Annotated in this window: 18 protein-coding genes; 10 read left to right on the forward strand and 8 right to left on the reverse strand. The window is 52.1% G+C overall.

The annotated features are described in order from the left end of the window. Positions 1–117 precede the first annotated feature (117 nt). From PsAD46_RS25680 to PsAD46_RS25700, 5 genes are all read left to right on the forward strand, one after another. Positions 118–759 carry a thiamine phosphate synthase gene (locus tag PsAD46_RS25680; protein WP_063308180.1) on the forward strand — a complete coding sequence of 214 codons (642 nt, stop codon included), beginning with the start codon at positions 118–120 and terminating at the stop codon, positions 757–759. A gap of 4 nt (positions 760–763) precedes the next feature. After that, entirely contained in the window at positions 764–1,846 is a 1,083-nt protein-coding gene (locus PsAD46_RS25685; RefSeq protein WP_208982039.1) for a tetratricopeptide repeat protein, read from the forward strand. Between the two features lie 179 nt (positions 1,847–2,025). Next, positions 2,026–2,238, forward strand: coding sequence for a hypothetical protein (locus PsAD46_RS28485; protein ID WP_208980557.1), 213 nt, complete (start codon positions 2,026–2,028; stop codon positions 2,236–2,238). A 285-nt stretch (positions 2,239–2,523) separates the two neighbouring features. Continuing rightward, entirely contained in the window at positions 2,524–3,090 is a 567-nt protein-coding gene (efp, locus tag PsAD46_RS25695; protein ID WP_057462058.1) for an elongation factor P, read from the forward strand. Between the two features lie 68 nt (positions 3,091–3,158). Then, positions 3,159–3,953 (forward strand): inositol monophosphatase family protein, encoded by a 795-nt coding sequence (locus PsAD46_RS25700; RefSeq protein ID WP_063308181.1) that lies wholly within the window; start codon positions 3,159–3,161, stop codon positions 3,951–3,953. Positions 3,954–4,085: 132 nt separating this feature from the next. Here PsAD46_RS25700 and PsAD46_RS25705 read toward each other — a convergent pair whose 3' ends face one another. The 5 genes from PsAD46_RS25705 to PsAD46_RS25725 form a co-directional block, all read right to left on the reverse strand. Further along, positions 4,086–4,463, reverse strand: coding sequence for a hypothetical protein (locus PsAD46_RS25705; protein ID WP_063308182.1), 378 nt, complete (start codon positions 4,461–4,463; stop codon positions 4,086–4,088). Between the two features lie 129 nt (positions 4,464–4,592). Further along, positions 4,593–7,112 (reverse strand): hypothetical protein, encoded by a 2,520-nt coding sequence (locus PsAD46_RS25710; protein ID WP_208982040.1) that lies wholly within the window; start codon positions 7,110–7,112, stop codon positions 4,593–4,595. 22 nt (positions 7,113–7,134) lie between these two features. Next, positions 7,135–7,584, reverse strand: coding sequence for a hypothetical protein (locus tag PsAD46_RS25715; protein WP_063308184.1), 450 nt, complete (start codon positions 7,582–7,584; stop codon positions 7,135–7,137). 246 nt (positions 7,585–7,830) lie between these two features. After that, positions 7,831–8,247, reverse strand: a complete 417-nt coding sequence (locus PsAD46_RS25720) for a TrmO family methyltransferase (protein ID WP_063302762.1) — start codon at positions 8,245–8,247, stop codon at positions 7,831–7,833. A gap of 10 nt (positions 8,248–8,257) precedes the next feature. After that, on the reverse strand, positions 8,258–9,145 hold the full coding sequence (locus tag PsAD46_RS25725) for a DMT family transporter (RefSeq protein WP_063308185.1): 888 nt from the start codon (positions 9,143–9,145) through the stop codon (positions 8,258–8,260). Between the two features lie 104 nt (positions 9,146–9,249). On the opposite strand from PsAD46_RS25725, the gene PsAD46_RS25730 reads away from it, so the two are divergent. Further along, the gene (locus PsAD46_RS25730; protein WP_063308186.1) at positions 9,250–9,837 is read left to right on the forward strand and encodes a TetR/AcrR family transcriptional regulator; all 588 of its coding nucleotides are present in this window, start codon (positions 9,250–9,252) and stop codon (positions 9,835–9,837) included. Positions 9,838–9,943: 106 nt separating this feature from the next. Here the strand turns inward: PsAD46_RS25730 and PsAD46_RS25735 are convergent, their stop codons facing one another. Beyond that, positions 9,944–10,357, reverse strand: coding sequence for a putative quinol monooxygenase (locus PsAD46_RS25735; protein WP_063308187.1), 414 nt, complete (start codon positions 10,355–10,357; stop codon positions 9,944–9,946). A 130-nt stretch (positions 10,358–10,487) separates the two neighbouring features. Between PsAD46_RS25735 and PsAD46_RS25740 the strand changes: the two genes are divergently transcribed. Both PsAD46_RS25740 and PsAD46_RS25745 read left to right on the forward strand, forming a co-directional pair. Then, entirely contained in the window at positions 10,488–11,033 is a 546-nt protein-coding gene (locus tag PsAD46_RS25740) for a TetR family transcriptional regulator (RefSeq protein WP_063308188.1), read from the forward strand. Between the two features lie 96 nt (positions 11,034–11,129). Beyond that, positions 11,130–11,642: a DUF2938 domain-containing protein gene (locus PsAD46_RS25745; RefSeq protein WP_063302766.1), complete on the forward strand. Its 513-nt coding sequence runs from the start codon at positions 11,130–11,132 to the stop codon at positions 11,640–11,642. 127 nt (positions 11,643–11,769) lie between these two features. On the opposite strand, the gene PsAD46_RS25750 is transcribed toward PsAD46_RS25745, so the two are convergent. Together PsAD46_RS25750 and PsAD46_RS25755 are read right to left on the reverse strand one after the other, a co-directional pair. Beyond that, a complete protein-coding gene (locus PsAD46_RS25750; protein ID WP_063308189.1) occupies positions 11,770–12,237 on the reverse strand; it encodes a MarR family transcriptional regulator in 468 nt (155 codons plus the stop codon). Then, a complete protein-coding gene (locus PsAD46_RS25755; RefSeq protein ID WP_063308190.1) occupies positions 12,230–13,336 on the reverse strand; it encodes a hypothetical protein in 1,107 nt (368 codons plus the stop codon). The genes PsAD46_RS25750 and PsAD46_RS25755 overlap by 8 nt, the downstream gene beginning before the upstream one ends. 233 nt (positions 13,337–13,569) lie before the next feature. Between PsAD46_RS25755 and PsAD46_RS25765 the strand changes: the two genes are divergently transcribed. Then, on the forward strand, positions 13,570–14,340 hold the full coding sequence (locus PsAD46_RS25765) for a metallophosphoesterase family protein (protein ID WP_063308192.1): 771 nt from the start codon (positions 13,570–13,572) through the stop codon (positions 14,338–14,340). A gap of 507 nt (positions 14,341–14,847) precedes the next feature. Beyond that, positions 14,848–15,222 carry a hypothetical protein gene (locus tag PsAD46_RS25770; RefSeq protein ID WP_153040818.1) on the forward strand — a complete coding sequence of 125 codons (375 nt, stop codon included), beginning with the start codon at positions 14,848–14,850 and terminating at the stop codon, positions 15,220–15,222. The last annotated feature ends 188 nt before the right edge of the window (positions 15,223–15,410 follow it).

A 15,410-nucleotide genomic window follows, 5' to 3' on the forward strand; every position in this document is an offset into this window, starting at 1 on the left:
GAAAAAGAGATCAAGACGCTGTTTAGAACTTATCCCAATGAATGGGCCAGAGGCTTGACGTAGGTTACACTACCGCCATGATCTCTTTTTACTGGAATTTTATCAGGAGCAACCTCAGTGCATCCGCGTCTGTATCTTGTCACACCGCCAACCTTTGACCTCGACGAATTCGAAGGACAACTCAATCAAGCTTTGGAAGGTGGCGACATTGCGAGCCTGCTGATCTCCATGCCGGACGCAAACGAAAGCGACCTGCAGGCGGCTGCAAAGCGTCTGGTGCCACTGGCACAGGCCAGTGAAGTTGCTGTTCTGATTGAAAACAACACCCAGATCATGGGTCGCTCCGGCGCAGATGGCCTGCACGTTTCCGGTTCTGACAAGGATCTGGAAGAAGCCATGCAGTCCTTCTCGGAAGACCGCATCATCGGCCACGCTGGCATCAAAACACGCCACGAAGCAATGACTGTTGCTTCTATGGGCGTCGATTACATGTTCTTCGGCCTGCTTTCACTCAATCAGGAAGAAGAGCCGCATCGCAAATCACTGGACTACGGGCACTGGTGGTCTGAAGTGTTCGAAACGCCATGTGTCATCCTGGCGGGCACCTCAGTTTCCTCAGTTGACACCGCAGCCCAAACTGGCGCTGAATTCGTAGCAGTACGTGAAGCTGTCTGGAATCACCCTGAAGGGCCAAAAGCAGCTGTTGAGCAGGCCAATGCAATCCTCTCAACACACACACTGGCGGAAGCTGAGGACTGATATCTTGAAGTTGTCTGGTTCTATCAAACTCGTAACTGTCGCAGCTGTGACCGGTCTGCTCGGCTTACAGGGCATGGCTGTTGCACAAACAACTCCGAGCGGTGGAACCACACCTCAAGGCGCAAGAACAGTTGATCCGTATAATCCAAACGGATCAATCCTGCTGCCCTCTCCTCTTTCAAAAGCACCATTCATTCCGCAGGTTGCTCCAACACCGGAGACCATAAAAGGCGATCCGGCCTATGGCGCATTCCAGCGCGGGTGGTATCTGACAGCTCTGGCACTGGCAACCCGTCAGGCAGAAGCTGGCATCACCAGCTCCAAGACACTGCTCGGCGTGCTTTACGAATCCGGCAGAGGTGTCCCTCAGGATCTGCCATTGGCCGCAAGCTGGTACGAACTCGCCTCCAATGATGGCGATCCACAAGCAGCATTGCGCCTCGGCCTGCTTTATCTGGCTGGTGCTGGCACAACAGCTGACAAGAACAAGGCCGCCCAGCAACTGGAAAAAGCTGCTGCTGTCAACATCCCCGAAGCACTCTACAATCTCGCCCTCCTGCATCAGGAAGGCAAAGTCCGCCCGAATGATCCCAAGCAGATCAAAGACCTGCTGGAACGCGCATCAGAAACCGGTGATGCCGACGCTATGCTGGAACTTGGCATCTACCTGAAGGATGGCCCGGAGGAAATCCGCGATCCACTGCGCGCGGCCTTCTGGATGGGCCGAGCCGCCCGCCGCGGACTGGTCCCTGCGCAGATTTACTACGCAACCCTGCTGTTCAAAGGCGAAGGTCTTGTCCCGAATGAAACCGAGGCCGCAGACTGGTTCGAGCGTGCAGCAACCAAAGGCAACCCAATCGCCATGAACCGCCTCGCCCGCATCTACGCCAATGGCCGCGGTCGACCGGTTGATCTGATTGAAGCCTCTGCCTGGCAGTTCCACGCAGGCCGTCAAGGCATCTTGGACAGTGAGTTGGAAGCTATTTCCAATTCTCTTTCTCTCGAACAGCAAGAGCAAGCCAGCAAACGAGCGGCAGAAATTGGAATAAAAATCGGCGCCTCTCCAGTTCTCCAGCCAGCTCGCTAACGCTTAACCGCAATCCTCTTGATGAAAAACCGATGAGTTTTTATGTAAAATTATCTCCAGTCTAAGTATAGAAGGACAGGTAGACTCCAACACACACCACCATCAACTTACCAACACCCAGCTTCGCGCAACGTCAGGCGATTAAAATACTCTGGCACTTTAATCGCAAAAGAAAACCCATGAAGCAAATAAGTATATTCATCAGTCGCTTGGCGCTAGCCTTAGGAATTGGTGTAATTTCATTTCTGACATTTGGTGAAATGGTCAGAACTGGCTTACTTGATATTGGCGCTACCACCGCAATAGCTGGGCTGGGCAAGGTGGCGACTTTCGTTCTCAGCGTCGTCTTTGTTGAACAGATTACCAAACGCAGAAGCGATAAAAAGCCCTAAGGTTGTCCGCACTAACCTTGTGGATATGCACCGGAATGTAGGTTCACGGTGAGCATCCGCTCTTTTTCCTTGAAAATCGCGCGAAATTATGTTGCACAGACCTCCAGACAGGCTGCGATCCTAGGCCCAGCGCCAATCCGTGCCAGCCTTTGCTAAAGCATATCCCTGACAAGGACCAACCGGACCTCAGATCAGGATACGCATGAAAACAAAAGTTAAGAATGTGGCGCGTCAATACAAGTGAACGCGACATACTCTGAACTTATCAAACTGATTGGTAGTTCTATGAAACTCAATGGCAACGAAATTAAGCCGGGCCACGTGCTTATGCACCAGGACACACTTTGGGCTGCGGTTAAAGTTCAGCACGTGAAGCCAGGCAAAGGCGGCGCATTCGCTCAGGTCGAAATGAAAAACCTGCTCGACGGTCGCAAACTGAACGAACGCTTCCGCGCAACTGAGTCCGTTGAGCGTGTTCGCCTTGAGCAGAAAGACTTCCAGTTCCTCTATGAAGAAGGCGACATGCTGGTATTCATGGATAACGAAACATATGAGCAGCTCGAACTCCAGAAGGAATTCGTTGGTGAGCGCGCAGCATTCCTGCAGGACGGTATGACCGTCACTGTTGAACTGCACGAAGAAAAGCCAATCGGCATTTCTCTCCCAACCCACGTCACTCTGGAAATCGTAGAAGCTGACGCAGTTGTAAAAGGCCAGACCCAGTCTTCCTCTTACAAACCAGCAGTTCTGGAAAACGGCGTACGTTGTATGGTGCCTCCATTCATCACCTCCGGTGAGAAGATCATTGTAGACACCGACTCCGTTGAATACGTTCGTCGCGCAGAGAAATAATCTTAAAGCAATAAAGATGAGGCAGCATACGGTTGCCTCATTACCCATTCAGGAACGGTGAATAAAAAATGGCACGTACGGCCCTTCTAAACGTAATGGTTCAGGCTGCGACAAAAGCTGGTCGCTCTCTGGCACGGGACTTCGGCGAAATTGAAAACCTGCAAGTATCCCGCAAGGGCCCAGGTGACTTTGTCTCCCAGGCAGATCACAAAGCAGAAAAAATCGTTCGTGAAGACCTTCAAAAAGCACGCCCGACCTACGGCCTGCTGATGGAAGAATCCGGCGAGATCGAAGGCACAGACGGTCAGCACCGCTGGATCGTTGACCCGCTCGACGGCACAACAAACTTCCTCCATGGTATTCCGATCTTCGGTGTTTCCATCGCTCTGGAACGCGCTGGTCAGATCGTAGCAGCCGTGATCTACAATCCGATCATGGACGAACTGTACACTGCAGAAAAAGGCTCCGGCGCATTTTGTAATGACCGCCGCCTCCGCGTTGCAGCACGTAAAGACATGACCGACTGCCTGATCGGCACCGGCATTCCATTCATCGGCGTTGGCGACCATGGCCGCGCGCTGAAGGAAATCCGTCACGTGATGGGCGAAGTTGCAGGTATCCGCCGCGCTGGTGCAGCTGCACTGGATCTGGCATGGGTTGCTTCCGGTCGTCTCGATGCATTCTGGGAAAACGGTCTGCATCCTTGGGACATGGCAGCAGGCGTTCTGCTGGTGCGTGAAGCTGGTGGTTTCGTGTCCGATGCCAACGGCAAGGACGACATGTTCGAAACCCGCTCCATCATCGCAGGCAACGAGTTCACACACCTCCAGATGCGTGAACTGCTGGCAAAAGCCAAGGCCTAATAGCTGGACCGCTTAGCCAATACAAATTCCAAAAGGCAGCTTGCTCCGGACCACTCCGGCAAGCTGCCTTTTTTTGTTGCAAGTAAAGAGTTCTCTTAAAAGTCGCAACGAGATACGTGTTAGCATCCCATCCTAGTTTGAATCACAATCAAATCTATTGGAGTACATATAGTCGTTGTGCTGTATTTCCCTTATCTCGAATGCAACTTCGTCAAAATCAGCTGGAAGATCTTCCCCTCTAGCAAGGCAATTGAATTTATTCACCGTAAAAGGTATTGGAGCACAGGCCCCTTCCAACTTCTTTGACATCCTTGCTTCGATGTTACTCACAAGCGCATCAAACTCAAGAGGCATTGGATCTGAGTCTTCTTTCAAGATTTGAATACGAACCTCAGCACGTGGTGCCTCTGAAATACAGCGTTTAAAAGTTACTTCTACATCTGCTATTGCTGCCCCCGGCAGAATAACCCACAAGCAACTGATCCCAATCTTAAGTATCGGTTTTAGCATTTCGCTCTCCGTTCATTTTTGTTGTTACCTAACAAAGACGATTAGGATGAGAGATTGTGACAAGTACGCAGAGTCTTGCGCCTCAAACAAAACCAATTTAAGTAAATTACACATACTAAGTGTTTTTATTTACATCCGCACCTGAAATTTCTTCGCAAGCACCTTCACAGCGGCATCCTCACTCAAACCTGCGATAGCTTGAATTTGCGCGGGCTCGTCAAAGAAACACTTCATCACGGCAATAGCGGGTGATTGATCCCAGTGTGCCCTGTCCACCTGCGAAATCTCCTGAGTGAGCCGCTGGTGGAACCGATGCAGAGCAAACTTCGTGCTGTGCTTGGTCAGTGTATCAATGGCATGTCTCTTAATCTCCGCAACAACAGTACTTCGCCGCGCAGACCCACCCTGCCCAGTCGTAATATTGTGCTTACGGGCATATTTCTGCATGGCTTGCTGATCACCCGCAATCACCTTCTGAAGCTGCTTGCTCTGGTAATGGTGCACACCCCATTTGATCAACCGCGTGGCAACAAAGGCCACTGAGCCCAAAACAAACGCCCCGCCAATTGCAGCCCCAACCGGTCCAGCCGCAGCTGCAACGCCAGCAGCCGCAACGCCGCCAGTGGCCGTCGCAACAACACCCGCAACGCCGCCTACAGTCAGCGCAGCAAATCCAAGCCCGTCAACCGCAGACAAAACAGCTTTACCAATCTTGGTGTTTCGCGCCTTGGACTGATTGTTCGCGATGGTCTTTGTAATCATCGCCAGCTCCGCGTCCCGCGGCTGAGAAACCTTCCGCGAACCGTCCAGACCGGAAACCGGCACCTCCTGCCGCTCAGAGAACAAGCGATGCAGAGCCTGCGCTTTCTTCCCGGTCTGATGATGCTTAAAAGCACGAATAGCCGTGACACTGGCATCATAAGCCGACAGGCCAACCGCAAGCACACCAACGCCTGCACCAACAGTGCCAGCGGCATAGCCTAAACCGGTCGTGACCAGAGAAACCCCTTCAACATTTGAGATCAAAGCTCTTTCCGCTATCGCCATGCCATCAGCGACCATGGCAAGTCCCCACACTTCAGCAGAGAAAATATTCACATGCATCTGTTTGTGGTAGTCATCTCGCATGGCCTTCGCCAGCTCAGCATTTTTACCGTAATTGGCAACAAGCCCGGTCAGTGTTTTATGAGCCCGATCAGCCTCTCGCATCTTCATCTTAAGTGCGCCCTCAAGATGATCCAGGCCGCCTTTCAAATGCGCACTGTCAGTGGTGGAACTCTCGCCATAATGCAGCGCCACTTCATTACGCAAAGCGGTCAGACACTCAGTCTCTCCAGCAGTTCCCTTCTCAGCGTTAACGTAAGCCTCCAAAGCAACAGTCGCACGCGGCGAGAACTCAGGAAACATCCCGCGCAGAGCAACACCAAGCCCCCTCTGAGAAACCTTGCCTGCTTTGACCGCCTGAGCCAACGTATCCAACAATGTCAGAGGAGAACCACCGCCCTTCTGCACATCCTTGACCATGCGGGACAACGCAGCCACTTCAGCAATGTCCTTTTGCGCCTCAATAAACTGGGACCCTTCAGAGTGAAAAGTATCCAGCGCTGCATCTGCGGCCTTCATGCTGGTGTAAGCAGAGCGTGCAGAGATCAGACTCTGGATCGCCCCCAAAGCATAATAGAAGCTGGTAAACCCAAAGCGGCCATAGGCAACGCCGTCCGTAATCGGGATTTCACCACGAAAAATCTCTGCTCGGCCATTCACAGCACCGTTGATCAGCGGCGTGACATTGTGAGGAAACTTGCCCAGCACGTTCCTCACAAGCCCCTCTGTCTGTACGCCCTCAACGGCGGCTCCTCGTGCAGTCACACGGGAGGGATGGTACCCGGCGTCCTTGTCCTGCCCACCCGCAACCTCAGAAAGCTGCTTGGTCCGGACCTCATTCCATTCGCTTTGACTGGCACGCAGCTGCGACTGCGCCCTGCCACCACCCAGCGCCCGATCAAGCGCGGGTTGTCTGTCCTCAATGTGGCGCTGCAAATCTTCAACAACTGGACGCAGAACTCGCACAGTCTGCCGGTTCGGCGTCGCGCCTCGTGCAACCCTTTTGAAGTGATCGACCAGAGTTTGTTTGGTCTCAGCCTGTTCAGGGTCAGAGAACGACACAGCCCCCAACTGCTTATGCAGCTCTGCAGCCCGTTCTTTCGTCAACAAGCTTGGGTCTTTTGCAAAGGCCTGCAGCTCCTGCAGCATCCGGTTCTCAGCCCCAACCCCAGCAACCTTGTCACCAAACCGGGCCGTCTGGCCCAGATAATCACGCTGAACAGGCTGAAGTTTAAGGCGGGCATCCAGCAGCGCTCGCTCCATGGAGGAGATACCTTGCCCTGCTTCTGACCGTGCATTTTGCCCGGACACGCCAGAAGCAGGAACACGCCGGGGCTGAAAACTTGCCAGAGAAACCCTGCCTTGCTGTTGAGGCGCCCGCCGCTCATGCCCACCAGCAACAGGCACTGCACAAAGCCGGTAAGGCATCCGAGCAGACTGAGTATTGGACCGCGCCCTTTCCGGCCGAACCCCTGTTTGCTCGGAAGCCTGACTAACATGTGAACTGGCCGTGCTGACCTGCGTTGATATTCCGGTATTCCTCATCGTGGCGTCCCTCCCAAACCACTCAGACCAAAATATGCTCTGAGGACCACTGGCTTTCTGCGTCTCCGGCGTTGACCAGCGAATGGCGCAGCTGCAATGCCTCACCAATAAAGCTCTTCAAAGCCTCCATCAGGTGTTCAACCGGGTCAGTCATTTGCAAAAGGAGGTGTTGCCGCACAGCGTATCGCTGCTGAGCATCGAGTATCAGGCCACAGGAGTTAAGTTGGCCCACACGAGCCAACAGAGTTTTCAGTTGAGGCATCTCCAGATCATTTTCTGGAAAGACATCAGCTTCCAGCTGCACCTCATAGCGCCGTTCCTGAAACCGCGCCCAAATCGTTGTCGTAAGATGATGTTCATCAGAGTGAAGGGCAACCTGCCCAGCTCCGTTCGGCGCCAGAGCAGGCAATTGAAGCTCCGCCGCCAAACCATCAAATAGGTCTTGTAATTCCGTTTCCTGACATCGCTCCAAAATGCTCTCCCAAACAACTGCATGAAGCAAAAGCGAACAGGACAAGCCTAGAGAAGCAGTTGATGCACAAGTGTATCGAAGAGCACAACCACACCGCTAAGTTGATATTTTATTTCTCTACAATTCTAATCATTGAAATAAAATAACCCAAACTCAATAAAAGGTGCTGAAAAGAAGCAACGTGCATGGATGCTCTCCTCACACGTTGCCTATCAGCCATGCGTAAACTCAAAGCAAAAGGTCTTCCTAAGGCTTTAGTCTCGCGGTTTCATGCAAAATTGCAGGTTTAATATCAAGCAGTTTGGTCTCATTCAGGCAATCGAGACCCCGAACAGTAATCACACCATCTCCGATACTTAGAATTGGCAATTGAGAGACTGCAATAGGGTTGGGCCGATGAGGCGAGCGAAGCGCGAAACTCCCAATCAGGTCATCAGTTGAGTGCCTGCACCCTTTCTGCTGGATGAGAGATCTTTGCGTATTTTCGAACCAGTACAGCAACATAATCGCCTGCCCCGGCTGAAGGCCCTTTAATCCTGCCCAATAATCATGTTTCAGGATGACTTTGCATTCTGGCCCTTCAGGCTGAATGTTGTTCGGGCAATCCTCAACATCAAAATACGGGGTTTCAATATGCCCGATATAGATAAGTTCTCCAGTCACACTATGCTCCTTAAGCTTCTTCCCTGCCGGAAATCACTGCGTAAATAAGGATCGTCACGACGATAATCGTGCCACCGATGAAGCTTTCCTGATGCGGTATCTCACCAAAAAAACCGAAGGCAAAAAGAGGGGCCAGCACCGTCTCTATCATCAGCAACATGCCAACCTCAGGCGCTGTGATATAGCGCGTCGCAACTTGAGAAAGGACACGACCAAATGGAGCGGTAAACAATCCCATCAAGCCCATAATGATCCATGTGTTCAGGCTGTAAGTGGACGGCGCAGCGAGAAAAAACATAGCCACCGCCAACAGGAAGCCACCAACACCAACACTCGCCATGCGGCTGACACCTTGATACTTGCGCAAGAGTGTTTGATTGAGAGACAAACACGTCACCGCCAGCCCTGCCAGTACATCCCCCATAAGGGTTCCGGACCCAAACGAACCGGAGACAACAATCGCAATTCCAATCATTATCGAAATGATAGAAATCCACGTTGCGCGTTTCGTCACCTCCCCAAGAAAAAGCCAGCTGAACGCAGCAGCTAATGCTGGTGAGATACTGAGGATAACAAAAGTGTTGGCGACCGATGTCAGCTTGATACTCAGCACCAGCGAAGAAGCACTCCCCAGCATCAACAAGCCGGAAAACAAGACTGGCCATCCGCTCGCCCGCAACGCCCCAATCACCCCGCGCTCATCCCGCATCTGGATAAAGAATGGCATTGAGATAGCTGTAAAAAGCCCGAATAAGAATGCTGTATCAAACCCGCTTACACCCGAATACCGGATGAAGATCGGGTCAAAGCTCATCAGCACAGCACCCAGCAGGGTGATAAGAATTCCGGATACTCTCAGATTTTTCTGGTCTAACGTGTACCCTGTTAGATAAGACATGATGTATACCTTCAATAATCATACCGCTCAGTATGATTTATGCAAACACACGAATGTCAACAAAATCATACCAATCAGTATGATTTTGTTGCGAAGGGCAAAGTATGGGGAAGATCGCGCAAAACAAAGAGAAGAAGCGCCGTGCGATTCTGGAAGCAGCACAACACGTGTTTCTCTCAGAGGGCTATATACTGGCCAGCATGGACAAGATCGCTGATCAGGCTCAGGTCACAAAGCAAACAGTTTACCGCTATTTCTCTTCCAAAATCGACCTGTTTCAAGCAACCTTGACGCACATGGGCTCAGATTCAGAAGACAACTTCTTCGATCACCTAAAGAAGCCTGACGCAAAGGATGCCCTGGAAGGTTTTGGTGTAAATTTCATCCATGCGCATTTAACCGACAATCACCTGAGCACATTCCGCTTGCTGGTCGCAGAGAGTGCAAAAGCACCCGAAATAACAAGCACTTTCTTCTCGGTCGGCCCAAATGAAACAGACAAGCACCTCTCAGAGTTTTTTGCAGACAGGTTGGGTTTGACTGCGCCAGACACTGCCGTTCAGTTATGGACATCAATGCTGCTCGCATTCAGAGATTCCGTCTTAATGGGAATGCCCCACCCTTCAGACCAGCAGATAGAACAGCATGTGAAAGCTGCAACAGAACTACTTCTGGCCAAAACAGCTCGCTGAAAAACCTCGCCTCCTGCACCCCAAGTACTCGAAACACCAGCAAAGACACTTTCCGATCAGCTTGAACCTCAATCCTGCCTGTAAGCTGATCCTGACGGCCTGCCAGTTAGTTTGGAAACGGCAGTTCTTTGCTGACCTCAAAGACTTTCGCAGTCATACCTTTTGATTTTAACGAGCTAAGTTCAGCCTGAAACGCCGCCATATGTGGCGTTTGGAAGTGCGGAATAAGAGCATCCATACTCTCCCACATCTCATAGATTCTCAGGATGTTCGGATTGGTCGCATCCAGAGAAGACTTGTAGGAAATACATCCAGCTTCTTCAGCAGTAGCCGCATCCATCTGCTGAACAGCAGCAAGTTTTTGCTGGATCTGGTTGTCTTCAAACTCAACTTCAACAGTGACAATAATCATAGCTCTATCCTTCTGTTCCAATTTCTGTGCAGCAGCAAAAACATGACCTGGCACCAAGCCAGTCACGATGCTTGCAGCCAGTGCCTGCAATACGGCGCGTCTTTCCATTCTCGATATCCTCTTCAGCTCCAAAGCTTTGCATGTCCATGTAGGAAGCGTTCTTCTGCAAATTACAAAATTACATTTTTCGTATTTTTGTAATTCTTGACAAAATGACATTTTTTGTCAAGATGCCGCCATGGAAAATTTGCGAGAGAAGATTCTGGAAGCCGCCGTGCGGGCCTTCATGCGCTTTGGCGTAAACCGCACCCGCATGCACGACATCGCGTCAGAGGCAGGCGTTGCGCGCCAGACAGTCTATTCAAACTACAAGAATAAAAACGAAATCCTGTGCGCCTCCATCAGGCACTTCTCTGACCAGTCTCTGGCTGCCGTGCAAAAAGAATGGTCCGCTCTGGAAACTCTGGAGGACAAACTAAGCGCCTACTACAAACACTCCATCATCCCATCCTTCAAGGTCATCACCGCATCTCCTGATGCAAGAGACATGATCGGTGGGTTCAATGCAGAAGGCAAAGCGGCCACACTGAAAGCACAAGCAACCAACATCACCGCCTGTGCCGAAATGCTGGCGCACTATAGCTTTCAGGGACACAGCGCTGAGCAACTCGCAGAATATCTGGTGCTTTCCTCACTTGGAATTCGCGATCACGCGCGGGATGAGACCCAACTTCTCACTCTCCTGAACACCCAAAAAGCAGGTCTACTAGCACTATTAACCTGAGAAATATTATCCATCAAAATCTAGAGAATTCTCTTGACCTCAAGTCGACTTGAAGTGGCACAGTGCCGCCAATTCCCTATCAGGAAAGGCAAAACCGTGCACACAACAAGTCTTTTAATCAATGCTGCCCTGCTTGGTATTGGCGCAACAATTTTCATGGATCTGGTCGCCTGGGTCCGGCTTCGGTTTTTCGCTATTCCCGCCCTGGATTACCGGCTGGTTGGCCGTTGGATGCTAAGCATGTTGCGCGGGCGTTTCCAGCATCAGAACATCATGCAGAGCCCTCCACAGCCGTTTGAACGCTCCATCGGTTGGATCGCTCATTACGTCATCGGTGCTGTATTTGCGCTCGTTTTGCTTGCTCTGACCGGACCAAACTGGCTTCAAAATCCAACCATCCTGATGCCGTTCCTAATCGGTCTGCTTTCAGTGGGGTTCCCCTTCTTCTTCATGCAGCCAGCATTCGGTTTTGGAGTTGCCGCCTCCAAAACACCAGCCCCGACAATCGCAAGAATAAGAAGTCTTATCGCCCACCTTTCATTTGGGCTGGGCCTATACCTCACCGGGCTTTGCCTCAGCCTGTTGCTGGTAAAAGGAGCAACATCTTAGAGCGCGCTCCTGAAAAGCGGCTCTGGTTTTCCGATAAGAACACGCAAAAACAGAGAGTTAGAGCTTGGTGCGTGACTACATATGAACGCAACACACTCCAAGACACGAAGAGCAGCAACACCTGCTGTTACTTCTCCTCATCCCGCAACTGGTCAATCACCGCACGAAATTCACTTATGCCCGGCAAGAAGGCAGAGACCTGCTCAGGTGGAAACCGCTCAGCCAGCTTGTGAAACAGCGGCTCCAGCTGCTGCACAGCATCATCACGAAACTGCCGCCCCTCTGGTGTCAGCCACACCCGCTTGGAGCGCCCGTCATCCGGGTTGGGGCGCAGTTCCACGAAGCCATGCTTTTCCAACCCGCCCAGCGTATGCGTCATGGTTGTTTTCGCAACCTGAAACGAGCGGGCCAGTTCCAGCGGAGTGGCCCCATCAAATCCGCGGCTCAAATGGCTGGTCACCCCGAAATGCGAAACCAGAAGGCCCTTTGGCAGCCGCGCTTCCAAAAACGCAGAGCCGATCTGGTTTATGATCCCCACCTCAACGAACATAGAAAAGTAGGGCGTCAGATCTTGGGAGGGGGTATCGTCAGACATTCGGTACTCGTGTTTTCAAAGGCCAGCGCGGGCTGGGATCAATTTTGGGACCATACCCCAATCGCGCAAGCATTTGAACAGTCTCACCCGGACCTGCCAGCATTTCGTGCACCGCAGAATAATGCTCTACCATTTCAGGAAACTCCTGCAGTGCCTGACTAACCGGCTGCATGGAAAGACCCAATCCAGTAGCTGCCAGTTGCAACCTGATCCAGTCATACCCTGCTTTAATCTGATCGACCCGCGAATTGCCCGGACTGGTGACCACCGCATACGCCTGTGTCGCGTTCATCGCATCCCGGATCATATCCCGTCCCTGCTGAAAGCTAGAGCTGGTCTGATCTGCCTGATCTTCGCGGCTCAACATCCCAGCCAGCATCAGGCTCTCCAAAAACGGACCACTCAGCGCAATGCCATCCGGGTTCGCTTCAATCTCGGCTTTACCAAACCGCATCAGATCAACGCTTTCCATCATCACACGTTGCGTTGTCAGTTCAACATCCATCGCGTCCCACGTCAGCTTCCGCAAGGCCGCAACCTCAGCCTTGCCGCTTTTGATCGTCGCATAGTCAGCCAAAACCGCCTGCGCTTCTGCTGAAACAGACATATCCTTATAAGCGTTACGGTTGGTATGCCGCTCAAAAACATGCGCAAACAGCGGATCAGGTGTGCCCCCTTTCGCAAAGTAAGCCGTTGCAACCGGCCCATCTTCTCCCAGTGGAAACAGCTCCATCTGCAAATCGTACCCATCTTCCGCCGCAGCCATGCGCAACAGTTCCAGAAAACACCCCATGCCAACGGTCAGCTGGCGGTCAAACGGGTCAGTCTCTGGCAGGTTCAACCTCTTGTCACGGTAAATGGCCAGCATGTTACTTCCGCGCAGCTCAGCCACCCACGGCTGACGGTTATGAGGGTTAGGCGCAAGCAAAGCGTAGGACAGCGCCTTCATCCGCGGCTCAGCGTAAGCGCCCGCAGTCTCCCAGGGAGCCAGCGCCCGCGTTGGACGACGGGTCGCCAGAAATGCACCAGCCGAGGCAGTCGCTGCCACAACCACACCACCACCCATAAGGCCAATCATCTTGCGTCTGGAAAGGTTCATCGTTCAACTCCATTTAGTGCGATATCGAACTATAAGCATAGCACTACATATAAAACAAGTGCGATATCGAACTATTTTCATTGAACCAATTTTCAACACTCATCAACTTGCCCACTTCCCACAGCCCCAAAGCCAACAAATTGAGGCTGTCGGTTTGCTCCTCATTCGTTTTCTTAAAGTAGATTGGACCACCAGTGACCGCGACACAGACAAGCATTTGGAACGGGACGACCATGCAAAACACCCATCCAACTCTTCCGGAAGGGACACGCGTTTATGCGACGGGAGACATTCACGGCAGGCTCGACCTGCTGGAAGTCATGGGCAAAGCCATTGAGAGCGACCTGAAAAACCGCCCAATCACGGACCCGGTCTCCATCTTTCTTGGTGATTACATCGACCGCGGCCCGGACAGTCAGGGCGTCATCGATTTCCTTGTCGATCACCACCACCGCACCCCGCGCCAGGTTTGCCTGAAAGGCAATCACGAAGCCTCGCTTCTGGAGTTTCTGCAAGATGCAGGGACGCTTTACCATTGGGAGGATCTGGGCGGCACAGAAACCCTGCTCTCCTACGGCCTCTCCATTCACGATCTTATGGGCTCGGCAGGTGCGGAAAGCGTGCAGACCATCTTTAAGGAAAACCTCTCCAAGCTACACGAAACGTTCTTTGAGTCCCTGCCCCTCCACTACCAGTGCGGAGACTACCTGTTCGTCCACGCAGGCATCCGCCCAGACGTACCGCTGGAAGAACAACGCGCTGAGGAACTCATGTGGATCCGCGGCCCTTTCCTCGACTTTCAAGAGGACTTCAGCGTCTTCGTCGTCCACGGCCACACCCCGGTCGAACACATCGACCGCCGCTCCAACCGGCTCGACGTAGACACCGAAGCCTACGCCTCAGGCCGCCTCACCTGCGCGGTGCTGGAAGGCGCCGACATGAAGTTCATCACCGCCACCACCGACGGCTGGGACCTCTTCGACTTCATCCCCACCCACAAGTAGCCCCCCATAACAAAGCACTGGCCTGCAGAAGGATGACAGCTCCGCAGACCAGCAGGGCACCCATTTCGGGCTGAGCAAGGGGGTATATGCGGCGTATCGCCGAAAAGTGGCATCCGGTTTTCGGGTAAAGATACGCAAAAGCAGAGCTAAAGCAGTCCAGGTATTTCAACTTAAATGCGAACTGCTTTAGGGCACGCTGCCATCTCACGCAAACGCAGCGACGCTGGAACCAGAGCGGTACGGTTAAACCTTCAACTGCGCCCCACGGTGTCATCCCGGCCCTCGAGCCGGGACCTATACCCACACGAGCCAAGTTACTTGTGTTTTTGATCCAATCACACAATCCATTTTTACACACGAAGCTTTCTCTACATTGCTCTTTGAGACAATCGTGAAAGAAACAGAAACATGCAAAAAATTACCGCACTGATCACATGCAGCCTTCTCCTGGTTGGATGCAGTGAGACTGCCAAGCAAAATGTTAAATCTTCATTCAGAGACGCAATTTTGGGACCACAACCGGGAATACCCATTTCACAATTGTATGATCCGATTGAGGGTGTAAAGCAGCACAAACTGCGCCATTCAGTAAAGCACAATGGTTTGCGCGTGCGTTACACATCAGTCAAAGACGAAAAAATTGGGTTGGCAATAAAAGGCGGTCCAGACAATGCTGGAACGCTTGAGAAAGCCGCCAGATTTGCAATCGACAAAGCTTGTAAGGACAAAGGATATACGACTGGTGTAATCCATGCAGCAGATAGCAAGATCCAAACCTACCCGCATGGGCGACCTTACAGACCAGCATTCGATGCAGAAACCGGCAACACGTTCTATACAGGCCGGTGCATGACGTTCCAGTTCTTCGATCAAAAGACGTAAGCGACTTGGAGCTGCGCAGATAAGCCATTGGCAGCTCCTCCACGCTATCATCCCGGGCGTAGATGTTTGTCCCGGAGAGATAGTTGACGTTTGTTCGGGGACATGGGTGACGGTCATGTTATGATGTTAAGTCGATTTTTGCGACTGTGTTTGCTGCAAAACATACGTTGAAGATCTCAGGTTTGTCT

This window comes from Pseudovibrio sp. Ad46 (assembly GCF_001623065.1).
Lineage (GTDB): Bacteria > Pseudomonadota > Alphaproteobacteria > Rhizobiales > Stappiaceae > Pseudovibrio.